Annotated in this window: 17 protein-coding genes; 7 read left to right on the top strand and 10 right to left on the bottom strand. The window is 65.9% G+C overall.

The genetic code is table 11. The features are described from left to right. Nucleotides 1–382: 382 nt before the first annotated feature. Nucleotides 383–1189, bottom strand: a complete 807-nt coding sequence (gene thiD, locus PQQ53_RS11345; protein ID WP_408144174.1) for a bifunctional hydroxymethylpyrimidine kinase/phosphomethylpyrimidine kinase — start codon at nt 1187–1189, stop codon at nt 383–385. A 58-nt stretch (nt 1190–1247) separates the two neighbouring features. Then, nucleotides 1248–2555, bottom strand: a complete 1308-nt coding sequence (lplT, locus tag PQQ53_RS11340) for a lysophospholipid transporter LplT (protein WP_408144176.1) — start codon at nt 2553–2555, stop codon at nt 1248–1250. Between the two features lie 218 nt (nt 2556–2773). On the opposite strand from lplT, the gene alr reads away from it, so the two are divergent. The 3 genes from alr to PQQ53_RS11325 all read left to right on the top strand — a co-directional run bounded on the left by alr (nt 2774) and on the right by PQQ53_RS11325 (nt 6031). After that, the gene (alr, locus tag PQQ53_RS11335; RefSeq protein ID WP_408144178.1) at nt 2774–3844 is read left to right on the top strand and encodes an alanine racemase; all 1071 of its coding nucleotides are present in this window, start codon (nt 2774–2776) and stop codon (nt 3842–3844) included. Between the two features lie 389 nt (nt 3845–4233). After that, nucleotides 4234–5610 (top strand): DNA repair protein RadA, encoded by a 1377-nt coding sequence (gene radA, locus PQQ53_RS11330; RefSeq protein ID WP_132373910.1) that lies wholly within the window; start codon nt 4234–4236, stop codon nt 5608–5610. 142 nt (nt 5611–5752) lie between these two features. Beyond that, nucleotides 5753–6031: a DUF2866 domain-containing protein gene (locus tag PQQ53_RS11325; RefSeq protein ID WP_408144181.1), complete on the top strand. Its 279-nt coding sequence runs from the start codon at nt 5753–5755 to the stop codon at nt 6029–6031. 106 nt (nt 6032–6137) lie between these two features. Here PQQ53_RS11325 and PQQ53_RS11320 read toward each other — a convergent pair whose 3' ends face one another. Further along, nucleotides 6138–7235, bottom strand: coding sequence for a CaiB/BaiF CoA transferase family protein (locus PQQ53_RS11320; RefSeq protein WP_408144183.1), 1098 nt, complete (start codon nt 7233–7235; stop codon nt 6138–6140). A 70-nt stretch (nt 7236–7305) separates the two neighbouring features. Beyond that, nucleotides 7306–9258 carry an ATP-binding cassette domain-containing protein gene (locus tag PQQ53_RS11315; protein WP_408157016.1) on the bottom strand — a complete coding sequence of 651 codons (1953 nt, stop codon included), beginning with the start codon at nt 9256–9258 and terminating at the stop codon, nt 7306–7308. A gap of 135 nt (nt 9259–9393) precedes the next feature. Between PQQ53_RS11315 and PQQ53_RS11310 the strand changes: the two genes are divergently transcribed. Further along, the gene (locus PQQ53_RS11310) at nt 9394–9873 is read left to right on the top strand and encodes a glutathione peroxidase (RefSeq protein ID WP_408144187.1); all 480 of its coding nucleotides are present in this window, start codon (nt 9394–9396) and stop codon (nt 9871–9873) included. Between the two features lie 35 nt (nt 9874–9908). Here the strand turns inward: PQQ53_RS11310 and cls are convergent, their stop codons facing one another. The 6 genes from cls to dapC form a co-directional block, all read right to left on the bottom strand. After that, entirely contained in the window at nt 9909–11360 is a 1452-nt protein-coding gene (gene cls / locus PQQ53_RS11305; RefSeq protein WP_408144189.1) for a cardiolipin synthase, read from the bottom strand. A 71-nt stretch (nt 11361–11431) separates the two neighbouring features. Continuing rightward, nucleotides 11432–12316, bottom strand: coding sequence for a 50S ribosomal protein L3 N(5)-glutamine methyltransferase (gene prmB, locus PQQ53_RS11300; RefSeq protein ID WP_408144191.1), 885 nt, complete (start codon nt 12314–12316; stop codon nt 11432–11434). 16 nt (nt 12317–12332) lie between these two features. Further along, entirely contained in the window at nt 12333–13472 is a 1140-nt protein-coding gene (gene dapE, locus PQQ53_RS11295; protein ID WP_408157096.1) for a succinyl-diaminopimelate desuccinylase, read from the bottom strand. 154 nt (nt 13473–13626) lie between these two features. Continuing rightward, nucleotides 13627–13992 carry an ArsC family reductase gene (locus PQQ53_RS11290; protein WP_006053008.1) on the bottom strand — a complete coding sequence of 122 codons (366 nt, stop codon included), beginning with the start codon at nt 13990–13992 and terminating at the stop codon, nt 13627–13629. Further along, on the bottom strand, nt 13992–14819 hold the full coding sequence (gene dapD, locus PQQ53_RS11285; RefSeq protein WP_201643054.1) for a 2,3,4,5-tetrahydropyridine-2,6-dicarboxylate N-succinyltransferase: 828 nt from the start codon (nt 14817–14819) through the stop codon (nt 13992–13994). The genes PQQ53_RS11290 and dapD overlap by 1 nt, the downstream gene beginning before the upstream one ends. A gap of 96 nt (nt 14820–14915) precedes the next feature. Then, the gene (dapC, locus tag PQQ53_RS11280) at nt 14916–16133 is read right to left on the bottom strand and encodes a succinyldiaminopimelate transaminase (RefSeq protein ID WP_408324131.1); all 1218 of its coding nucleotides are present in this window, start codon (nt 16131–16133) and stop codon (nt 14916–14918) included. Nucleotides 16134–16674: 541 nt separating this feature from the next. Here dapC and PQQ53_RS11275 point away from each other — a divergent pair. The 3 genes from PQQ53_RS11275 to PQQ53_RS11265 all read left to right on the top strand — a co-directional run bounded on the left by PQQ53_RS11275 (nt 16675) and on the right by PQQ53_RS11265 (nt 22762). Next, nucleotides 16675–17670, top strand: a complete 996-nt coding sequence (locus PQQ53_RS11275; protein ID WP_408144197.1) for a DMT family transporter — start codon at nt 16675–16677, stop codon at nt 17668–17670. 149 nt (nt 17671–17819) lie between these two features. After that, nucleotides 17820–21338 carry a chromosome segregation protein SMC gene (gene smc, locus PQQ53_RS11270; RefSeq protein ID WP_408324129.1) on the top strand — a complete coding sequence of 1173 codons (3519 nt, stop codon included), beginning with the start codon at nt 17820–17822 and terminating at the stop codon, nt 21336–21338. Between the two features lie 113 nt (nt 21339–21451). Beyond that, on the top strand, nt 21452–22762 hold the full coding sequence (locus PQQ53_RS11265) for a cell division protein ZipA C-terminal FtsZ-binding domain-containing protein (RefSeq protein ID WP_408324127.1): 1311 nt from the start codon (nt 21452–21454) through the stop codon (nt 22760–22762). Nucleotides 22763–22901 lie beyond the last annotated feature (139 nt).

Raw genomic sequence — 22901 nt, 5'->3', positions numbered from 1 at the left:
CAGAAGCGAACTACGGCGCGGCAGTAGCGGAGTCGCAGGCGGTATGACGTAGTCGCTTGACACAACGCGAAGCCAATCACGATCTCGCCACTCGCCAGTAACGATCGGTCGGAACGCTTTTGTGGGTTTCACCGTGCCGGACGAGTGGCTCGGGAAAATGCGGAACTACGCGCGGCGTAAACGGAGCAGCAGGCGGTACAACTCACCCGCTCGTCGCTACGCGAACCACGTCACGATCTCGCTGCGCTCCACTGCCGATCGATCGAACGCTCGCGCTGCTTCAGCGTGCCAGGCGCGCGTCCTGACCAGACACAAAAGAAACGCCGTACAAGCAGCAGTGAAACACAGCGGACAGCCAACCACGCCCCCTACACCGCGCCGCTCACCACCACCGATAAAAATGATGCACCGGCCCGACACCTCCGCCTACATCGAGCCGATCACTAGCCTGCAACGCACCGGTCAAATAAACCTTCGCATCGGCCACCGCGCTCGCGAGATCGCCGCGTTGAGGAATCAGCGCCGCAATCGCCGACGACAGTGTGCAACCCGTGCCGTGCGTATTCTTCACCGGCACGCGCGGGCCGCCCAGACGCAATGTGCCGCTGTCCTGTACCAGCCAGTCGGGACTATCCGCCGCGCTCAGATGGCCGCCCTTCATCAGCACCGCGCGTGCGCCGAGTGCGCGCAGCGCTTCGCCTTGTTCGACCATACCGGCTTCGTCGGTGGCCGGCTGCACGCCGAGCAGCGCGGCGGCTTCGGGCAGATTGGGCGTCAGCAGATCCGCGAGCGGCAGCAATTCGTCGCGCACCGCCGCGACCGCATCCGGCAGCAGCAGCGCATGATTGCTCTTCGAGATCATCACCGTGTCGAGTACGACGTGCTTCGGCTTGTGACGACGCAGCGCATCGGCGACCGCGCGGGCGATCGGCGCGTTCGCCAGCATGCCGATCTTCACCGCGTCGATGCGGATGTCGTCGAACACCGCGTCGAGTTGCGCGGTAATGAAGGCCGGGTCCGGCGCGTGAATCGCGGTGACGCCGCGCGTATTCTGCGCGGTGAGCGCGGTGATCACGCTCGCGCCGTAAGCGCCGAGCGCCGAGAAAGCCTTCAGATCGGCCTGAATGCCGGCGCCGCCGCCCGAGTCGGAACCGGCGATCGTCAGCACATTGGGAATCGTTTGCGTCATGGTCAAGCGAGGAAGAAGGAAGGCGCGGGCACGCTCGTGAGCACGGCCCGCGGCAAACTCAGTGCTTGGCTTCGCCGATCAGCGCGACCGAGTCGAATGCGCGCTGGTTGGCCTGGTGGCGCCGCATCACGAGCCACATCATCAGGCACACGAAGGTGCCGAACAGCACGATCACCGCGGTGACCGGCACGTCGAGCCACACCAGCACCGCGTACAGGCACAGCATGACGAGCACCGAGAGATTTTCGTTGAAGTTCTGCACGGCGATCGAGTGACCCGCCGACAGCAGCACGTGGCCGCGATGCTGCAGCAGCGCATTCATCGGCACGACGAAAAAGCCCGACAGGCCGCCGACCACCATCAGGAAGATATACGCGAAGATCAGGTAGCCCGGCATATGCATGCGGCCGATCCGGAAGCCCCAGTGCGCGGGAAACAGCTCGCGCGTGTAGAACGCCATCAGCATCACGGCGATCCCCATCATGATGCCGACCGGCAGCACCGACAGCGACTTCTTCAACGGCACGCGCGAGGCCGCGAAGATCGCGCCGCCCGCCACGCCGACGGCCACCACCGCCTGCAGGATCGCCGCCTCGGAGAGCGACATGTTCAGCGACACTTCGGCCCACTTCAGCACGATGAATTGCAGCGTCGCGCCGGCGCCCCAGAACAGCGTCGTGACCGCGAGCGAAATCTGGCCGAGCTTGTCGCGCCACAGCACGAGAAAGCAGTCGGCGAAATCGGTGATGAGTTTGATCGGGCCGCGTTCCTGTTTCGGATAACGCGCGCCGGTATCGGGAATGCGCAGATTGAACAGCGCCGCGATCACGTAGATGCCCATGATCACCAGCATCGCCGCTTCGGCGGGCGTGTTGACAGTGGGGATGTGCTGCCGCAGGATCGGCGCGGCGATGTGCGGACTGATCAGCGCGCCGCCGAGCACGGTGCCGAGAATGATCGAGCCGACCGTGGTGCCTTCGATCCAGCCGTTCGCGGCGACCAGCCGGTCAGGCGGCAGCAGTTCGGTGAGAATGCCGTATTTGGCGGGCGAGTACGCCGCCGCGCCGAAGCCGACGATGCCGTACGCGATCAGCGGATGCGCGCCGACCAGCATCGTGATGCAACCGACCACCTTGATGGTGTTGGTGACGAACATCACGCGTCCTTTCGGACGGGAGTCGGCGAAGGCGCCCACGAACGCGGCGAGAACGACGTACGACAGCACAAAAAACAGCTTGAGCAGCGGCGTCATCCAGTTCGGGGCGTGAAGATCTTTCAGCAGTGCGATAGCAGCGATCAGAAGCGCATTGTCGGCCAGCGACGAAAAAAACTGCGCGGCCATGATGGTGTAAAAACCTTTTTTCATCTGATGCGATGCTGTCCTCGCTGCGGTCTGTCCGCCCCGGCCGTTTGCAATACGTCCGGGCTTATGCCGTTCGAAATGGGTTGTGCGCACGGCTTTATATCACGAAAATAGCTGAATTCGGACTAGCAGAATCCTTGATCGCACCGCCCAGCGGACTGCCGAGCGTTGAAAACGCCCAGTAAGCCGCTGATTCGCAAGCGTCTTTACGAAAATATCCCATGCCGCGCCCCCTCTCAGCCACGATTCATACCGCCGCACTTGCCAATAATCTTGCCGTCGCACGACGCTACGCGCCAAAGTCCAAAATATGGGCCGTCGTCAAGGCGAATGCATATGGACATGGCCTTGCGCGAGTTTTTCCCGGCTTGCGCGCAACCGACGGCTTCGGATTGCTGGACCTCGAAGAAGCCGTGAAGTTGCGTGAATTGGGCTGGGCCGGGCCGATTCTTCTGCTCGAAGGCTTTTTTCGTCCGACCGACATCGACGTGATCGACCGCTATAGCCTGACGACCGCGCTGCATTCGGACGAACAGTTGCGCATGCTCGAAATGGCGCGTCTGTCCAAGCCCGTCAACATCCAGTTGAAGATGAACACCGGCATGAACCGGCTCGGCTACACGGTGGAGAAATTCCGCGCCGCGTGGGAGCGCGCGCGCGCCTGCCAGGGCGTCGGCCAGATCACGCTGATGACCCATTTCTCGGATGCCGACGGCGAGCGCGGCATCACCTATCAGATGGAAGCGTTCGAGCGCGGCGCGCAGGGCATCGCGGGCGCGCGCAGCCTCGCCAATTCGGCGGCCACGCTGTGGCATCCGGGCGCGCATTTCGACTGGGTGCGCCCGGGCATCATTCTGTACGGCGCGTCGCCGTCAGGCGTGACGGCCGCGATCGAAGGCACCGGGCTGCAGCCGGCGATGACGCTCGCCTCGGAACTGATCGCCGTGCAGATGCTCAATGAAGGCAGCACCGTCGGCTACGGCTCGGCGTTCAAGGCGCGCGGTGCGATGCGTATCGGGGTGGTCGCGTGCGGCTATGCGGACGGTTATCCGCGGGTCGCGCCGGAAGGCACGCCGGTGATCGTCGACGGCGTGCGCACGCGGGTCGTCGGACGCGTGTCGATGGACATGCTCACGGTCGATCTGACGCCGGTGCCGACCGCCAACGTCGGCTCGCGCGTCGAGTTGTGGGGCAACGCGCTGCCGATCGACGACGTCGCGCAGGTGTGCGGCACGATCGGCTACGAGCTGATGTGCGCGGTGGCGCCGCGTGTGCCGGTGCGGGCGGAGTGAGACGCGCAGTCGAGCGCGTGACGAGCGGCGCGTTGGGCGCTGTTGGCGGCCCGGTCGCGCACAGCGTGGCGAATCAGGTAGTGCGCGGCGCGAGGCCGTCGCGGGCGGCTGCGCCAGTTTGCGCCTCGTGATGCGGTTTCCCTGATGCCGTCGTGCTTCGCTTTTTGCGGCGCCGGCTGCATTGGAATGTGCGCTGTTGCTTGCACCGCTGAGCGCACTGCCTGGTGCTCCGCATTGTGCGTCGCGCACTATGCCGCTGCGTGTCGCCGGATTCGCGGCTGCGGCTGGCGCCCAGGCGCGGAGCTGGCCATCGACTGCATCAACCGCATCAACCGCACCAGGCGCATCAACCAGATCAATCCCAAGAACAGCAACACAGGCAATCACGCGTGGCTAAACCGAAGACGTTGTACATCTGCAGTGAATGCGGCGGGCAATCGCCGAAATGGGCCGGGCAGTGCCCGTCATGCAATGCGTGGAACACGCTGGTCGAATCGGTCGCGGAAGCGCCGTCCACGCACCGTTTCCAGTCGCTCGCGAAGAGCGCGCCGGTGCGGCGTCTGGCCGATATCGACGCGTCCGACGTGCCGCGCTTCTCCACCGGCGTCAGCGAGTTCGATCGCGTGCTCGGCGGCGGTCTGGTGCCGGGCGGCGTGGTGCTGATCGGCGGCGATCCGGGCATCGGCAAATCGACGCTGCTGCTGCAATCGCTCGCCGAAATCGCCGCCGACAAACGCGCGCTCTACATCAGCGGCGAGGAGTCGGCCGCACAGATTGCGTTGCGCGCACAACGGCTCTCGTTGCTGGAGCCTGGCTCGAAGGCGAGCGAGCTGCAATTGCTCGCGGAAATCCAGCTCGAAAAAATTCAGGCGACGATCGCCGACCAGCGGCCCGACGTCGCGGTGATCGACTCGATCCAGACGGTCTATTCCGACGCGCTGACCTCCGCGCCGGGCTCGGTCGCGCAGGTGCGCGAGTGCGCGGCGCAATTGACGCGCATCGCCAAGCAGTCGGGCACCACGATCATCATGGTGGGCCACGTGACCAAGGAAGGCGCGCTGGCGGGGCCGCGCGTGCTGGAGCACATCGTCGATACGGTGTTGTACTTCGAGGGCGACACGCATTCGTCGTACCGCCTCGTGCGCGCGATCAAGAACCGCTTCGGCGCGGTCAACGAGCTCGGCGTGTTCGCGATGACCGAGCGCGGCCTGCGCGGCGTGGCGAATCCGTCGGCGCTGTTTCTGTCGCAGCACGAGCAGTCGGTGCCGGGCTCCTGCGTGCTGGTGACGCAGGAGGGCACGCGGCCGCTGCTGGTCGAAGTGCAGGCGCTGGTGGACGCGGCCAACGCGCCGAATCCGCGGCGGCTCGCGGTCGGCCTCGAGCAGAACCGGCTCGCGATGCTGCTGGCCGTGCTGCATCGGCATGCGGGGATCGCTTGTTTCGATCAGGACGTGTTCCTGAACGCGGTGGGCGGCGTGAAGATCACCGAGCCCGCCGCCGATCTGGCCGTGCTGCTCGCGATCCACTCGTCGATGCGCAACAAGCCACTGCCCAAGGGGCTCGTGGTGTTCGGCGAAGTCGGCCTCGCCGGCGAAATCCGGCCGTCGCCGCGCGGACAGGAGCGGCTCAAGGAAGCGGCCAAACTGGGCTTCTCGGTCGCGGTCATTCCGAAGGCCAACGCGCCGAAACAGCCGATCGAAGGCTTACAGGTCGTTGCGGTCGAACGGATCGAACAGGCGATCGACCGGGTCCGCACGCTCGAATAGACGGGGCTGCGGCGCATCAGGGCGGCAAGCGCGCCGTAATGCGCCGTAAATATCGCCGCATTGTCTGTAACCTGAATGGCATTTCTTTTTTCTAAGCTGCGAGGGCAACCATCCCTTCTGATGCTCGAAAAAGGATCGCGCCTTGAAACAGTCAATTGAAACCGTCGCCGAGCGGCCGATACAGGTGCGCGGCTGTCGCGTGTCCGCACCGATCCGCCAGCCATGGGGCGACGCGTGCCGGATCGTCGAGTGGATCGACACGGCGGGACAGATATCGCGGCGCGTGGTGGCCGAGGACGCCACGGCCGCCGAGGTCCGCGCCACGATCAACCGTCACGTCGAAGGCCGCAAGCACCTGCTGTACGACGACGAAAAGACGCCACGCCAGACGTTGCCGCGGCAGACGGCTGTGCGGCGCTGAGGGTAGGGTGGCGGTGCTCAGCAGCTAACGTGCCTCGCGCTAAGTGCTTCGCTGTCAACACCGCATCGGCTGAAACCAGCCGAACGAAGCCGTAGGCAGGCAGACGCTACCCCTTCAGGCCATCGACGGTATCCGCATCATCCGCATCGCCCTCGGGCTGCGCCGCGTACGCCTGCGGATCGAACAGCGGATGCCGCGCCGCTTCGGCCGCCGTCAACACCGGCGACACGCAGCAGTCGAGCGGCTCCAGCAGCAGCACCCAGTCCGCCAGCGCACGCGCGCCGATTACGTCGGCCAGCTCCCGCGTGAGCGCGTCCGCGTCCGGGCCGCCGATCGCCTGGCCAAGGCTCCAGTGGCGCGTCGCCCACTCGGGCCGGTCGAGCGCCATGCACAGCGTTTCCCAGAATTTCAGTTCGAGCGCGCCGACCGCGAGCCAGCGCTGATCGAGTGTGCGGTACAGGTTGTAGCACGGCACGCCGCCGTTCAGCAGGCCGGCGCCGGGGACCGGCGCAGCACCTTCGTTGGCGAGCGCGACTTGCGCGACGATGTTGTGCGCATGCGTGACATGCGTCATCGAGACGTCGACGAAGCGGCCCTCGCCGCCGCGCGACACATGCCATAACGCGGCGAGAATCTGCGTGACCGCGCTCAAGGCGCCGCCGAGCAGGTCGGCGATCTGGAAATTCGGCAGGATCGGCGAGCCGTCGCGGCTTGCCAGTTGGTCGAGTACGCCCGCATAGCCGATGTAGTTCAGATCATGGCCCGCGTGATCGACGAACGGCCCGCTCGCGCCATAGCCGCTGATCGCGCAGTAGACGAGCCGCGGATTGGCCGCGCGCAACGTGGCGTAGCCGATGCCGAGGCGCTCCATCACGCCGGGCCGGAAGCTCTCGATCAGCACGTCCGCTTCCGCCGCGAGCGCACGCAACACATTGCGTCCCGCATCGGATTTGAGATCGAGGCGTGTCTCGCGCTTGCCGCGATTGACCATCCGGTAGAACGCGCCGGGCCGGCCGGCCACGCGGTCGCTCGACGATTGCATCATCGTGCGGGTGGGGTCGCCCGCGCCGGGGGCTTCAATTTTCAGCACGTCGGCACCGAGCTCGGCGAGCCGCAGCGCGGCCACCGGCCCCGGCAGCAGACGCGTCAGGTCGAGAACGCGCAGCCCCTGCAGCGCAGGCGGTACCGCTGTAGCCGATGACATGGATGATGCTGTCGCGGAAGACAAAGCCAACCTCTCGTCGGTGCCGGCGCGGACCGGAAACTGCGTGCCGCTAGCCGATTTGTTCGAGTTCCTCGTGAGTCTCGAGCCATTCGGCTTCGAGCGTTTCGAGGCGCGCGTTCACATCTGCCTGACGGCGGATCGCCTCCGTCAGTTTGTTTTTCTGCTCGGGTTCGTAGCTGGCCGGATCGACGACGAACGCATCCAGCGCCGCCTTCTCCGTGTTGAGCGCGTCCATTTCCTTTTCGATCTTCGTGATGCGGCTTTGCAGCGGCTTCTTCAGATACGCGAGCTTCTGCCGCGTTTCCGCTTCGAGGCGGCGCTGCTCCTTGCGATTCACGCCACTATCGGCGCCGCTGTCCGCGCCGCCGTTCGCGCCATTGGCCGCCGTGCCCGCCTTGAGCGCCGCGCGCTGCTCGGCCGCATGTTGCAGCAGCCAGTCGCGGTAGTCGTCGAGATCGCCGTCGAATTCAGTCAGACGGTGCTTCGCGACCAGCATGAACTGATCGGTGGTGGCTCGCAGCAGGTGGCGGTCGTGCGATACCAGAATCAGCGTGCCTTCGAATTGCGCGAGCGCCATGGTTAGCGCGTGCCGCGTTTCGAGATCGAGGTGGTTGGTCGGCTCGTCGAGCAACAGCAGGTTGGGCTTCTGCCAGATGATCAGCGCGAGCGCGAGGCGCGCCTTCTCGCCGCCCGAGAAAGGCGCGATCTTCGAGGTCGCCATCTCGCCGGAAAAATTGAAGCTGCCGAGGAAATCGCGCAGTTCCTGCTCGCGCGTGTCCGGCGCGAGACGCGCGAGGTGTTGCAGCGGCGTGTCGTCCGCGCGCAGCGTTTCGAGCTGATGCTGCGCGAAGTAGCCGATACGCAGCCCCTTGCCTTCGCGCACGCGGCCGCCGAGCGCTTCGAGCGTGCCGGCGAGCGTCTTGATCAACGTCGACTTGCCCTGGCCGTTCGCGCCGAGCAGGCCGATGCGCTGACCGTTCTGGATCGACAGCATCACGTGGTCGACGATCGGAATCTCGACGCCTTCTTCGCCGTGGTAACCGCAGCGCACGTCTTCCATCACCATCATCGGATTCGGCGCGGAGTCGGGCGCGCGGAACTCGAATGTGAACGGCGACGTTGCATGCGCGGGCGCGATCAGCTCCATCTTTTCGAGCGCCTTCACGCGGCTCTGCGCCTGGCGCGCCTTGGTGGCCTGCGCCTTGAAGCGGTTGATGTAGCTCTGCAGATGCGCGACCGTACGTTGCTGCTTTTCGTACGCGCTCTGTTGCAGCGCAATCTGCTGCGCGCGCAGCACTTCGAATTGCGAGTAGTTGCCGCCGTAACGCTTGATCTGCTGTTGTTCGAGGTGCAGCGTGACGTTGCAGACCGAGTCGAGAAATTCGCGGTCGTGCGAGATCACGATCAGCGTGCCGGCATAGCGATGCAGCCAGTCTTCGAGCCAGACGATCGCGTCGAGGTCCAGGTGGTTGGTCGGTTCGTCGAGCAGCAGGAGATCGGAGCGGCACATCAGCGCCTGGGCGAGATTCAGCCGCATGCGCCAGCCGCCCGAAAAGCTGCTGACCGGCTCGCGCGTCTGTTCGAGCGTGAAGCCGAGACCGAGCAGCAACGCTTCGGCGCGCGCGGGCGCGGTGTAGCCGTCGGCGTCCGCGAACGCGGCGTGCGCTTCGCCTTCGGCCGCACCGTCGTGCGCGGCGGAGGCGGCGGCGATGCGCGCCTCGATCGCACGCAACGCGGCGTCGCCGTCGAGCGTGTAGTCGAGCGCGGTCTTGTCCGCGGCAGGCGTTTCCTGTGCGACGTGGGCGATGCGCCAGGTGGGCGGCATGGAAAAATCGCCGCCGTCCGCATGCAGTTCGCCGAGCAGCACGGCAAACAGCGTCGACTTGCCCGCGCCGTTCGCCCCCACGAGGCCGGCCTTTTCGCCGGGGTTGAGGGTGAACGTGGTGTTGTCGAAGAGCGGCTTGGTGCCGCGCGCGAGGCTGAACTGATTAAAGCGGATCACGAAGAGGCCGGCTGAAGAAAACCGCTATTTTAGACTGCCCGGCGTGACACCGGGCGCTCAGCGGGGATCGGCCATTCGGACGACTGTTGTGGCGCGGCTTTTGGCATAGACTGACGGCTTTCACGGGGAGAGCACATGACATCGATTTATTCGTTTTCGGCACGCACGCTCGGCGGCGAGGAAGTGAGCCTCACGCAGTATCAAGGCAAGGTGTTGCTGATCGTCAATACGGCGAGCGAATGCGGATTCACGCCGCAGTATGCGGGCTTGCAAAAGCTGTATGACGCCTATGCCGCGCGCGGGCTGGCGGTGCTCGGTTTCCCATGCAACCAGTTCGGCAAGCAGGAGCCGGGCGACGCCGCGCAGATCGGCAGTTTCTGCGAAAAGAACTACGGCGTGACCTTTCCGATGTTCGACAAGATCGACGTGAATGGCGCGAACGCGCATCCGCTGTTTCGCTATCTGACGGGCGAGGCGCCGGGGTTGCTGGGGCTCGAGGCGATCAAGTGGAATTTCACCAAGTTTCTGATCGGCCGGGACGGCAATGTCGTGAAGCGCTATGCGCCGCTCACCAAGCCTGAAGCGATTACAGAGGATATCGAAAAGCTGTTGTGAGACGCTGAGGCGGTGGCGCGGCGCTTCCAGGACCCCTAGAGGATCGGTGAAAAAAGCCGCGCCACGTGCATTAGCACGCGCCGCAGCGCGCTCGCGTGCCGGTATTCGTTGCGATCGATTTCGAGCGACTCGGCAAAATCGTTCAGCAACATCGTTTCGACTTCCTGCGCGAAGCCGTGGTCCACGGTCAGCACCATGATCTCGAAGTTCAGCCGGAAAGAGCGGTTGTCGAGATTGGCGCTGCCGATCGCGGCGGCCACGCTGTCGATCAGGATGACCTTCTGATGCAGGAAGCCCGGCTGGTAGCGGAAGATGCGGATGCCCGCGCGCAGCGAGTCGTATGCATACAGCTTCGAAGCGGCGAATACCACCAGGTGGTCGCGCCGGCACGGAATCAGGATGCGCACGTCGACACCGCGCAGCACCGCGAGCCGCAGTGCCGAGAACACTGCTTCGTCGGGCACGAGGTAAGGCGTGGTGATCCAGACGCGCTCGCGCGCCGCATTGATCGCTTCGACGAAGAAGAGTGAACAGGTCTCCTGCTTGTCGGCCGGACCACTCGGCACGACGAGGCAGTGCATGCCTTCGTTCCTGGAAGGGTCGCCGGGTGTCGCTGCGGGCATAGCGAATTCAGGCAACTGTTGGGTGGCCCAGTGCCAGTCCTCGGTGAAAACGAACTGGATGCTCGCGACCGCCGGGCCGCGCACCTCGATATGCGTATCGCGCCACGGCGACAGCGGAGCTCTACCGCCGAGATATTCGACGCCCACGTTATGGCCGCCGACAAACGCTCGCTCACCATCCACCGCAACGATCTTGCGGTGATTGCGGAAGTTCAGTTGCAGGCGGTTGACGAAACGGCGGTTGGTCGCAAACGGATGCATCTCGACTCCGCCCGCGCGCAGCGCCGCGACGTAGCGGTGCGGCAGATCGAAGCTGCCGATGCTGTCGTACAGGAAGTAGACGCGCACGCCCTGGCTGGCCTTGGCGATCAGCGCGTCCTTGAGCATCTCGCCGAGCGCGTCGTCGCGCACGATGAAGAACTGCACGATCACGTAGTGACGCGCGTTCCCGATCGCGTCGAAAATGGCCTCGAACGTTGCGGCGCCATTCACCAGCGTGCGCACGGAATTGCCCGGCAAAAACGGCATGCCGCCCAGACGCGTGAGCGAATGCGCAAACCTGCCGCCGAGCTGCTGCGTCGGCAATCCCGCCGACGAAGCCTGCGTACCCCATTCCGGTGGATGAGCACGCGTGCGCAGCAGTTCATTTTCGACGCGGCGCGCGTCCGCATAGCCGGCGAATTTGCTGCGCCCGAGGAAGAGGTAAGGGACCAGCGTCAGATAAGGCATCGCGACGAGCGACACGGCCCACGCAATCGCGCCTTGTGATGTGCGGGTGTTGAGAATCGCGTGACATGCCGCGATCACGCCGAGGATGTGGGCGAGAGCGACCAGCGGGCCGACGTGAAGCAGGTCGAATTGCATAAGCTCGCGAAGAGTTGGCGAAGCGGCGCGGCGCTACCCGCACCGCGCCTACACCACTAGCCGACGGAACCTCAGACTGGCAGATCCGCCGCCTGAATCAGAAACACGTTGTCGTCGCCGGCACTGGTCGACAGCCACACGAGATCCAGACCGCCAAACGCCGCTTCGACGTGCGCGCGCTCGTTGCCGATCTCGACCACCAGCACGCCGTCTTCGGTCAGCCAGTTGCGTGCCTCGGCGATGATCCGACGCACGATGTCCATGCCGTCCGCGCCGCCCGCGAGCGCCATGTCCGGCTCGTGCTTGTATTCGGCGGGAAGTTCCTGCATCGACGCCGCGTTCACGTACGGCGGATTGCTGATGATCACGTCGTAGCGGCGCTCGGCGAGCGGCGCATACAGATCGCCTTCGAACAGCGCGATGCGGTCGTCGAGCTTGTAGTCCGTCACGTTGCGCGTCGCGACTTCGAGCGCGGGCGCCGACAGATCCACCGCGTCGATATCCGCGTTCGGGAACGCATGCGCCGCGAGAATCGCGAGGCATCCGGAGCCGGTGCACAGTTCCAGCACGGCGCTCACCTGTTCGGGATCTTCCACGTACGGTTGCAGACCGTCCTGCAGCAATTCGCCGATGAACGAACGCGGCACGATCACGCGCTCATCGACGTGGAAGCGAAAGCCGTGCATCCACGCTTCCTGCGTGATGTACGCGGCCGGCACGCGGTCGGCGGCGCGGCGCTCGATCACGTTCAGTACTGCGTCGATCTCGGCCGCGCTCAAGCGCGCGTCGAGAAACGGATCGAGCAGATCGAGCGGCAGATGCAGCGTGTGCAGGATCAGGTAGGCGGCTTCGTCGTACGCGTTGGCCGAGCCGTGGCCGAACGACAACTCGGCCTGGTTAAAGCGCGACACCGCGAAACGCAGCAGGTCGCGGACAGTGGAAAACGGAAGCGTCATCGCGAATAGTCCTTGGTCAGGCGATCAGTTGTTCGAGCACGCGGCGATACACGTTCTTCAGCGGCTCGATGTGTGCGACTTCGATATGTTCGTCGATCTTGTGGATGCTGGCGTTCAGCGGGCCGAATTCGATCACCTGCTCGCAGATGCGCGCGATGAAGCGGCCGTCCGACGTGCCGCCGGTGGTCGACAGTTCGGTGGCCACGCCGGTTTCGTCCTTGATCGCCTTCGCGAGCGCGTTCGACAACTCGCCGCGCGGCGTCAGGAACGGCAGGCCGCTCACGTTCCATTGCAGATCGTATTCGAGGCCGTGTTTGTCGAGGATCGCATGCACCCGTGCCTGCAGACCTTCGACCGTGCTGGCCGTCGAGAAGCGGAAATTGAACATCACGTCCGCGTGGCCGGGGATCACGTTGGTCGCGCCGGTGCCGCTGTGGATGTTCGACACCTGCCACGTGGTGGGCGGGAAGTATTCGTTGCCGTCGTCCCAGCGTTCGGCCACCAGCTCGGCCAGCGCAGGCGCAAGCAGATGCACCGGATTCTTCGCCAGATGCGGATAGGCGATATGGCCTTGCACGCCTTTGACGATCAGCTTGCCCGACATCGAACCGCGCCGGCCGTTCTTCACCATATCGCCGAACTGCGCGCTCGACGTCGGTTCGCCGACGATGCAGTAGTCCATACGCTCGCCGCGCGCCTGCAACGCTTCGACGACCTTGACGGTGCCGTCGGTGGCCGGGCCTTCTTCGTCGCTCGTGATCAGGAACGCGATCGAGCCGCGATGTGCGGGGTGCGCCGCGACGAATTCCTCGCTCGCCACCACGAAGCCCGCGATCGACGCCTTCATGTCCGCCGCGCCGCGGCCGTACAACTTGCCGTCGCGCCGGGTCGGCTCGAACGGCGCCGAGTGCCACTGTTCGAGCGGCCCGGTCGGCACCACGTCGGTGTGTCCTGCGAACGCGAGCAGTTTGCCCCTGGTGCCGTCGACGCCGCGTTTGACGGCCCACAGGTTGGTCACGCCGTTCGATTCGATCGTTTCGTGCTCGAAGCCGAGCGCGGACAGGCGTTCGATCAGGAGGCGCTGGCAATGCTGGTCGTCGGGCGTGACGGACGCGCGCGCGATCAGTTGTTCGGTAAGGGCGAGGGTGCCGGACATGGATTCAATACGAGCCACTTTGAAATGAAAAAATGCCGGCTGGCGGTTGATCACCGCAGCCGGCAACAGCGTTTGACGCACGCGGCGTGTGCCGCGCTTACTGCTTGCTCTTGCTTACCCGTTCCGCGTGTTGCGTTCGGTCACACGCGTCGGATTACGCGAACAGCGCCGCGTACTCGTCCGCGGAAAAACCGAGCGACTTGACGCGCCCGTTGACCACCAGTACCGGCCGCTTGATCACCGACGGCTTGTGGATCATCAACGCGATCGCGCCCGGCTGCGTGTCCGCGGCCGCTTTCATGTCGTCGGACAGACCGCGCCACGTCGTGCCTCGACGGTTCAGCAACGCGTCGAGCTTCACGTCCTTCAGCCAGTCCTGCACGAGCGGCTCGGTCACGCCGGCCTTCTTGAAGTCGTGAAACTCGAACTCGACGCCGTGTTCTTCCAGCCACACGCGGGCCTTCTTCACGGTGTCGCAGTTCGGGATGCCGTAGACGACGGTTTTCGTGCCGCGCGCCATCAATCGCCTCGCAGCAGCTCGTTCAGGCCGACCTTCGCGCGGGTCTTGGCGTCGACCTTCTTGACGATCACCGCGCAGTACAGGCTGTGCGAACCGTCCTTCGACGGCAGGTTGCCCGCCACCACCACCGAGCCCGCCGGAATGCGGCCGTACGTGACTTCGCCGGTTTCGCGGTCGTAAATCTTGGTGCTCTGGCCGAGGTACACGCCCATCGAGATCACCGAGTTCTCTTCAACGATCACGCCTTCGACCACTTCCGAGCGCGCGCCGATGAAGCAGTTGTCTTCGATGATGACCGGGTTCGCCTGCAGCGGCTCCAGCACGCCGCCGATGCCCACGCCGCCCGACAGGTGCACGTTCTTGCCGATCTGCGCGCACGAACCGACGGTGGCCCACGTGTCGACCATCGTGCCTTCGTCGACGTAGGCGCCGATGTTGGTGTACGACGGCATCAGCACGACGTTCTTCGCGATGAACGAGCCGCGGCGCGCGATCGCGGGCGGCACCACACGGAAGCCGCCGGCGGCGAAGTCTTCAGCGGTGTAGTTGGCGAACTTCGACGGCACCTTGTCGTAGAACTGGCTGTAGCCGCCGGCCGGCATCGGCGCGTTGTCTTCGAGGCGGAACGACAGCAGCACGGCTTTCTTCAGCCACTGATTGACGACCCAGTCGCCGTCCTTCTTTTCGGCGACGCGGAGCACGCCCTTGTCCAGTTGCTCGATCGCGTGGGCGACGGCTTCGCGCACGTCGGCCGGAGCGGCTTTCGGCGACAGGTCGGCGCGGTTTTCCCAGGCGGTGTCAATGATCTGCTGAAGTTGTTGCGACATATGCGTGCTTTTCTGAAGAGTTGAAGTCTGAAGAGGGGATGCGATGCGCCGGGAGTTCGGTTGCGAGGTTCCGGGGAACGGACGGCCTCGCGACACTCAACCGGCGAGCGCGCGGCAAAAATCGACGACCCGCTGCGCGCCCTCGGTGCATTCGTCGACGTCGGCGACGAGCGCGAGGCGCACGAAATTGCGGCCGGGGTTCACGCCGTGCGCGGTACGCGCGAGGAACGAGCCCGGCAGAACCGTCACATTATAGTCGGCGTACAGGCGCTGGGCGAACTCGGTGTCCGACAGACCGGTGCGCGAGACGTCTGCCCACAGGTAGAACGCGGCGTCCGGCAGGCGTACGTCGAGCACCCCGGCGAGCATCGGCGTGACGGTGGAGAACTTCTGCACGTACTTCGCGCGGTTCTCGCGCACGTGCGTTTCGTCGTTCCACGCGGCGATGCTGGCGCTCTGGAACACCGTCGAGAGCGCCGCGCCGTGGTAGGTGCGGTACAGCAGGAAGGCCTTGAGGATCGCCGCGTCGCCGGCGACGAAGCCCGAGCGCATGCCCGGCACGTTCGAGCGCTTGGACAGGCTCGACAGCATCACCAGCCGCTCGAAGCCGCGGCCGAGCTTGTGCGCGGCTTCCAGGCCGCCGAGCGGCGGATTCGCTTCGTCGAAATAGATTTCCGAGTAGCACTCGTCCGACGCGATCACGAAACCATAGCGGTCCGACAGCGCGAACAGCTCGCGCCAGTCGTCGAGCGTGAGCACGGCGCCGGTCGGGTTGCCGGGTGAGCAGACGTACAGCAGTTGCGTGCGGGCCCAGATGTCGGCCGGCACGGCCGAGTAGTCGCACGCGAAGTTGCGCGCCGGATCGCTATTGACGAAGTACGGCTGCGCGCCGCCTAGCAGCGCCGCGCCTTCGTAGATTTGGTAGAACGGGTTCGGACAGAGTACGATCGCAGGTTCGCCGCCGCCGTTGCGCTGCGGGTCCAGCACGGTCTGGGCGAGCGCGAACAGCGCCTCGCGCGAGCCCGACACCGGCAGCACCTGGGTGGCCGGATCGAGCGGCGGCAGGTTGTAGCGCTGAGTGACCCAGTTCGCGATCGATTCGCGCAGTGCGGGCGTTCCGAGCGTGGCCGGATACGCGGCGAGGCCGCCGAGCGAGGCCACCACGGCGTCGCGGATCAGCGCGGGCGTCGGATGTTTCGGCTCGCCGATGCCGAAGCTGATGTGCGCGAGGCCGGCGGGCGGCGTAACGTCCTTGAAAAGGACGCGCAGCTTTTCGAACGGGTAGGACTGAAGGGAATCGAGTAGCGGGTTCACTGGGCGGATCGAGCCTGATCGAAGATGGGCGCAGATGGATACTGGAAGAAGCGCTGGAAGAAGCGCGGCACGCGCACCGGTGGCGCAGCCCGGTCAAGCGCGGGGCGGACCGGCCGGTAGCGTCGGCAAGCGGATGATTATAACGTGGCGCGCATGACGCGGCGGACAACGTGGCGGGCATCGCGAGGCGAGGGAAGGCGAGCTGGCCGGCAGGCGGCGCGCGGCCGACCAGCAGCCGTCAGGCAATCGGCGAGCAGTCGTCAGGCATGGCACGGCGGCGCGCGCCGCCAATTGCGGCTGCCTCCCCGCCATGTCGCGCAACACACCGCGCAGCAAACGAAAGACATCGCGCCGCCAGGCAGCGGCGCAACCCGCCAGGCGGCGCAGCGAATGCGTTGCAGCGGGAACGACGCGAGCCGCACACGGTTCGCGCAAGAAAAGCAGCAGGAGCAGCAATGTACGCAGTAGTTCAGGAGACAGCCGCACGACGCGGACGGACACCCGCCGCATTCGTGGACGGCAAGACCGGGAGCCCCGCGCGATGACCCACTGGCTTCGCAACGGCTGGCCGACGCTCGCGATCATGCTGGGCGCATCGGTATGGGGGATGATCTGGTATCCGCTGCGCATGCTCGCGGCGCTCGGCGTCACCGGCACCGCGGCCAGCGCGCTGACAAGCGCCGCCGGCTGCCTGTTCGTGCTGCTGGTGCGCCATCGCGCGCTGAAGACGGTGCGCTGGCACTGGCTGCTGCCGACGCTCGCGCTGGCTGCGGGCGTCACCAATCTCGGCTTCGTGTGGGGCTCGATTCACGGCCAGGTGATGCGCGTGCTGCTGCTGTTCTATCTCACCCCGGCGTGGACCGCGCTCTTTGCGCACTTCATTCTGCACGAGCGGCTGACATGGGCGGGCGCGGGCCTCGCGGCGCTGTCGCTGGCCGGCGCGATGACCATGCTGTGGTCGCCGCAACTTGGCATTCCGCTGCCCGGCAATCTCGCCGAATGGGCGGGCCTCGCAGGCGGCATGGGCTTCGCGATGAGCAACGTGCTGATTCTCAAGACGAGCCGCGTGCTGCCGGACATGAAGCCGGAGATGCGCACCGCGACCATCTTCGGCGGCGCGGCGCTCTTCAGCGCCTGCGCGTCGCTGTTCGAAGCAATGCCCGCGCCGCCCACCGGCGCGCATCTGGGCACCGCCGCGTGGCTCGTGCTCGGGCTCGGTCTGCTGCTGGCGTCGAACAATATGCTGGTGCAGTACGGGCTCGCGCGCGTGCCGGCCAATCGCGCATCGATCATCATGCTGTTCGAGATCGTGGTCACCGCGTTGTCCGCGTGGCTGTTCGCCGGCGAGACGCCGGGCCCGCGCGAATGGGCCGGCGGCGTGTGCATCGTGCTGGCGTCGGCGCTGTCGAGTTGGGTGCATCGGAGCAAGGCCGTGCCGCCCGATCCGGCCACCGGGGACGCGAGCCTCGACGACGCGCGCGATGCCGGTCGCGACGACCATAAGGGCGGTAAGAATCGCCCGCGTGCGATGGTATGATTGCCCCTCATTGGCCGGCGCATGTCTGACCGCGTGCCGCCGGCGCCCGTGTCGCGATGGATCGCGGGCTGCTTCGCCTTAACGGCGAACGGCTCACGCGGCCTTCACGAGCCACTTATCATTTTCCCTTTTCAAACAGCGAAATCGCCGTGCGTCTGACCTCGATCAAACTCGCTGGCTTCAAGTCATTCGTCGATCCCACGCATTTCCAGGTCCCGGGCCAGCTGGTTGGCGTGGTGGGACCGAACGGGTGCGGCAAGTCCAACATCATCGATGCCGTGCGCTGGGTGCTCGGCGAATCGCGCGCCTCCGAGCTGCGCGGCGAATCGATGCAGGACGTGATCTTCAATGGCTCGACCGCGCGCAAGCCCGGCAGCCGCGCCAGCGTCGAACTCGTGTTCGACAACGCCGACGGCCGTGCCGCCGGCCAGTGGGGCCAGTATGCCGAAATCGCCGTGAAGCGCGTGCTCACGCGCGACGGCACCTCGAGCTACTACATCAACAATCTGCCGGCGCGCCGCCGCGACATCCAGGACATCTTCCTCGGCACCGGCCTCGGGCCGCGCGCGTACGCGATCATCGGGCAGGGCATGATCGCGCGCCTGATCGAGGCGAAGCCGGAAGAGTTGCGGGTGTTCCTCGAAGAAGCCGCCGGCGTGTCGAAGTACAAGGAGCGCCGCCGCGAAACCGAGAACCGTCTGCACGACACGCGCGAGAATCTGACGCGGGTCGAGGACATCGTCCGCGAGCTGGGGACCAACCTCGAGAAGCTCGAAGGCCAGGCGGTGGTCGCCACGCGCTACAAGGAACTGCAGACCGACGGCGAAGAGAAGCAGCGTCTCTTGTGGCTGTTGCGCAAGAACGAAGCCGGCGGCGAGCAGGAACGCCAGCAACGCGCGATCGAACAGGCGCAGATCGACCTCGAGGCGCAAACCGCGAAGCTGCGTGAAGTCGAAGCGCAACTCGAAACGCTGCGGGTCGCGCATTACTCCGCGAGCGATGCGATGCAGGGCGCACAAGGCGCGCTGTACGAGGCGAACTCGGAAGTCAGCCGCCTCGAAGCCGAGATCAAGTTCATCGTCGAATCGCGCAACCGCGTGCAGGCGCAGATCGCCGCGCTGACCGCGCAGCGTGAGCAGTGGCAGTCGCAAGCCGAAAAGGCGCAGGGCGACATCGAAGACGCCGAAGAGCAACTGGCCGTCGTCGAAGAAAAAGCCGCGCTCGCCGAAGACGAAGCCGCCGCGAAGCACGACGCGATGCCCGCGCTCGAAGCGCGTTGGCGCGATGCGCAAACGGAGCTGAACGCGGAGCGCGGCGGGATCGCGCAGACCGAACAGGCGTTGAAGCTCGAAGCCGCGCATCAGCGCAATGCCGATCAGCAGTTGCAGCAGCTGCAGCAGCGTCACGAGCGCCTGAAGCTGGAAGCGGGCGGCCTCGACGCGCCCGACGAAGCCCAGCTCGAAGACCTGCGCATGCAGCTCGCCGAGCACGAAGAGATTCTGCACGACGCGCAGGCGCGTCTCACCGACGCGCAGGAAACGCTGCCGCGTCTGGACGCCGAACGCCGCACCGCGCAGGAACGCGTGCAGGCCGAAAGCGCGCAGATTCATCAGCTCGACGCGCGCCTTGCCGCGCTCAAGCAGCTGCAGGAAAACGTTCAGACCGAAGGCAAGATCCAGCCGTGGCTCGACAAGCACGAACTGGGCGGCCTACCGCGTCTGTGGAAGAAGCTGCACGTCGAAGCCGGTTGGGAGACCGCGCTCGAAGCGGTGCTGCGCGAGCGCCTCGCGGCGCTCGAAGTGTCGAACCTCGACTGGGTCAAGGCGTTCGCCACCGACGCGCCGCCCGCCAAGCTCGCGTTCTACGCGCCGCCGGTCGCCGGTCAGCCGGCCGCCGCGCCGCCCGCGTTGAGGCCGCTGCTGTCGCTCGTGCGCATCGACGACGCGGGCATCCGCGCGGTGCTAACCGACTGGCTCGGCCTCGCATTCGTCGCCGACGACCTGCAGCAGGCGCTTGGCATGCGTTCGCAATTGCCGGAAGGCGGCTCGTTCGTCGTGAAGGCGGGGCATGTGGTGACGCGCGTCGGCGTGCAACTGTATGCAGCCGATTCCGAACAGGCCGGCATGCTGGCCCGGCAGCAGGAAATCGAAAACCTCGCGCGCCAGGTGCGCGCGCAGGCCTTGCTCGCGGATGAGGCGAAGGCCGCCGCGATCCGCGCCGAAGCCGCGCACACGCAAGCCGCGCAGGCGCTGACCGATGTGCGCCAGCAGGCCGAGCGCGCGACGCAGCGCGTGCACGCGCTGCAGATGGATGTGCTCAAGCTCACCCAGGCGCACGAGCGTTACACGCAGCGCAGCACGCAGATTCGCGAGGAGCTCGAAGAGATCACCGCGCAGATCGAAGAGCAGCGCGCGATGCGTGCGGAATCGGAGGCGAACTTCGAGCGGCACGACGGCGAACTGGCCGAACTGCAGGCGCGTTTCGAAGATCACCAACTGGCCTTCGAAGCGCTCGACGAAGAACTGACCACCGCACGCGGCCAGGCGCGTGACCTCGACCGTGGTGCCACCGACGCGCGCTTCGCCGCGCGCAACATGGCGAACCGTATCGACGAACTGAAGCGCAGCATCCAGGTCGCGCACGAGCAGAGCGAGCGTGTCGCGGCGTCGCTGGAAGACGCGCGCGCCGAGCTGGAGACGATCAACGAGCAGACCGCGCACACTGGCTTGCAGGACGCGCTCGACATCCGTTCGGTCAAGGAAGAGGCGCTGCACGCCGCGCGCCTCGAACTGGACGATCTGACCGCCAAGCTGCGCGCCGCCGACGAAACCCGCCTCGCCACCGAGCGCGCGCTGCAGCCGCTGCGCGAGCGCATCAACGAATTGCAGTTGAAGGAGCAGGCCGCGCGCCTGAACGGCGAGCAGTTCATCGAGCAGCTCGCGGCGGCGGGCGTCGACGAGGCGGAGTTGCAGGCCAAGCTCACGCCGGACATGAAGCCGTCGTATTTGCAAGGCGAAGTCACGCGCATCAACAACGCGATCGTCGCGCTCGGGCCGGTCAACATGGCCGCGCTCGATGAGCTGAAAGCGGCCACCGAGCGCAAGTTCTTCCTCGACTCGCAATCGGCCGACCTGACGAGCGCGATCGAAACGCTCGAAGACGCGATCCGCAAGATCGACGCCGAAACGCGCACGCTGCTGCAAGGCACCTTCGACGAAGTGAACCGTCATTTCGGCGAACTGTTCCCGCGTCTGTTCGGCGGCGGTCAGGCGAAGCTGATCATGACCGGCGACGAGATTCTCGACGCCGGCGTGCAGGTGATGGCGCAGCCCCCGGGCAAGAAGAATTCGACCATTCACCTGCTGTCGGGCGGCGAGAAAGCGCTGACCGCCACCGCGCTGGTGTTCGCGATGTTCCAGCTGAATCCGGCGCCGTTCTGTCTGCTCGACGAAGTGGACGCGCCGCTCGACGACGCCAACACTGAACGTTTCGCGAACCTCGTACGGGCGATGTCGGACAAAACCCAGTTCCTGTTCATCTCGCACAACAAGATCGCGATGGAAATGGCGCAACAGTTGATCGGTGTGACCATGCAGGAGCAGGGCGTGTCGCGCATCGTCGCGGTCGACATGGAAACGGCGGCCGGTTTCGCCCAGAATATCGTTTGAGTTAACGCCTTCGCGGGCGTCCGCGTTCAGCGCAGCGGCTTGCATGGCAGGCCGCGCGACACGTGGAGCGGGCGCATAGCCGCGCGGATAAAAGAATTGCTGATGGAGCATGCATGGACGAGTTGACACTCGGTTTGATCGGCGCGGGTGCCGTGGTGGTCGGGGGCGTGGTTGTGTACAACGCGTGGCAGAGCGCGAAGGTGCGTCGCAGGATGCCGCGCCCCATGCCGGCCGAGACCGCTGAAAGTTTCGCGCGGGACGATCAGGAGGAGCAGAGCCCGTTCATCGAACCGGCCCGGCCGACTACGCGCCGCGAACCGGTGGTGAATTCCGATGCGCCGACGGAAACGGCTGAGGCGCGCGTCGAGCCGACGTTCGGCGGCAGCCCCATCGCGCCGCTCGACACGCCGGCCGATATTCAGGCCGACACCGTCACGCCGAACGGCTTTCCGGAAGCCGAGGGCGTGGCCGAAGCGGAAGGCGAGCATGTTCATACGGCCGAGGCCGGTGAGGGCAAGCCGGCGCCGGCCGCCCATGACACCGCACGCGAGGACAACGAGCGGGCCGAACCGGTTCTGCCTGCCGCCACGACGATCTCGTCGGCGCCGCCGGCCATCGTCGATCGGCGGATCGACTGCATCGTGCCGATCCGTCTGAACGGCCCGGTTGCCGGCGACAAGGTGATTCCGCTCGCGCAGCGCCTGCGCCGCGCCGGCAGCAAGCCGGTGCATATCGAAGGCAAGCTCGAAGGCGGGGCGTGGGAGCTGCTGCAAAACGGCGCGCGCTATGAAGAATTGCGTGCGGCCGCGCAGCTCGCCAATCGCAGCGGCGCACTCAACGAGCTGGAGTTTTCGGAGTTCGTGACCGGCGTGCAGCAATTCGCCGACGCGCTCGATGCATCGCCGGAATTCCCGGACATGCTCGAAACGGTGGCAATGGCGCGCGAGCTCGACGGCTTCGCCGCGCAGTGCGATGCGCAACTGTCGATCAACGTGCTGTCCGACGGCGCGCCCTGGTCGGCGAACTACGTGCAGGCGGTGGCGTCGCAGGACGGCTTGCTGCTCTCGCGCGACGGCACGCGGTTCGTCAAGCTCGACGCTCGCCAGAGCCCGGTGTTCATGCTGCAGTTCGGCGACACCAACTTCCTGCGCGACGACCTCACCTACAAGGGCGGCCAGATGATCACGCTGGTGCTCGACGTGCCGGTCGCCGACGAAGACATCCTGCCGTTCCGGCTGATGTGCGACTACGCGAAATCGCTGGCTGAGCGCATCGGCGGACGGGTGGTCGACGACGGCCGCCGTCCGTTGCCGGAAAGCGCGCTGCTCGCGATCGAGAAGCAGTTGATGACGCTCTACGCGAAACTCGAACAGGCCGGGATTCCGGCAGGGTCGCCGGCCACCCGGCGCCTGTTCAGCCAGTAACCCGCACGGTTTTCCGGTGTCTCGACCGGCCCCCCCTGTTGGGGCCGGGGGGGTTTTGGGGGGGGGGGGGGGGGGGGCGCCCGCCCCCCCCCCCCCCCCCCCCGCCCCCCGCCCCCCCCCCCCCCCCCCACCCCCCCCC

The organism is Paraburkholderia strydomiana, from assembly GCF_046030495.1.
In the GTDB taxonomy this organism is placed as follows: Bacteria; Pseudomonadota; Gammaproteobacteria; order Burkholderiales; family Burkholderiaceae; genus Paraburkholderia; species Paraburkholderia strydomiana_A.
Note: the sequence above shows the minus strand (reverse complement) of the source record. Positions and strands in the feature narration are given on the sequence as shown.

Coding starts and splice junctions, on each gene's coding strand:
- thiD (WP_408144174.1), bottom strand. CDS start 1,189: ATGACGCAAACGATTCCCAATGTGCTGACGATCGCCGGTTCCGACTCG.
- lplT (WP_408144176.1), bottom strand. CDS start 2,555: ATGAAAAAAGGTTTTTACACCATCATGGCCGCGCAGTTTTTTTCGTCG.
- alr (WP_408144178.1), top strand. CDS start 2,774: ATGCCGCGCCCCCTCTCAGCCACGATTCATACCGCCGCACTTGCCAAT.
- PQQ53_RS11320 (WP_408144183.1), bottom strand. CDS start 7,235: ATGTCATCGGCTACAGCGGTACCGCCTGCGCTGCAGGGGCTGCGCGTT.
- PQQ53_RS11310 (WP_408144187.1), top strand. CDS start 9,394: ATGACATCGATTTATTCGTTTTCGGCACGCACGCTCGGCGGCGAGGAA.
- cls (WP_408144189.1), bottom strand. CDS start 11,360: ATGCAATTCGACCTGCTTCACGTCGGCCCGCTGGTCGCTCTCGCCCAC.
- prmB (WP_408144191.1), bottom strand. CDS start 12,316: ATGACGCTTCCGTTTTCCACTGTCCGCGACCTGCTGCGTTTCGCGGTG.
- dapE (WP_408157096.1), bottom strand. CDS start 13,472: ATGTCCGGCACCCTCGCCCTTACCGAACAACTGATCGCGCGCGCGTCC.
- PQQ53_RS11290 (WP_006053008.1), bottom strand. CDS start 13,992: ATGGCGCGCGGCACGAAAACCGTCGTCTACGGCATCCCGAACTGCGAC.
- dapD (WP_201643054.1), bottom strand. CDS start 14,819: ATGTCGCAACAACTTCAGCAGATCATTGACACCGCCTGGGAAAACCGC.
- PQQ53_RS11275 (WP_408144197.1), top strand. CDS start 16,675: ATGACCCACTGGCTTCGCAACGGCTGGCCGACGCTCGCGATCATGCTG.
- PQQ53_RS11265 (WP_408324127.1), top strand. CDS start 21,452: ATGGACGAGTTGACACTCGGTTTGATCGGCGCGGGTGCCGTGGTGGTC.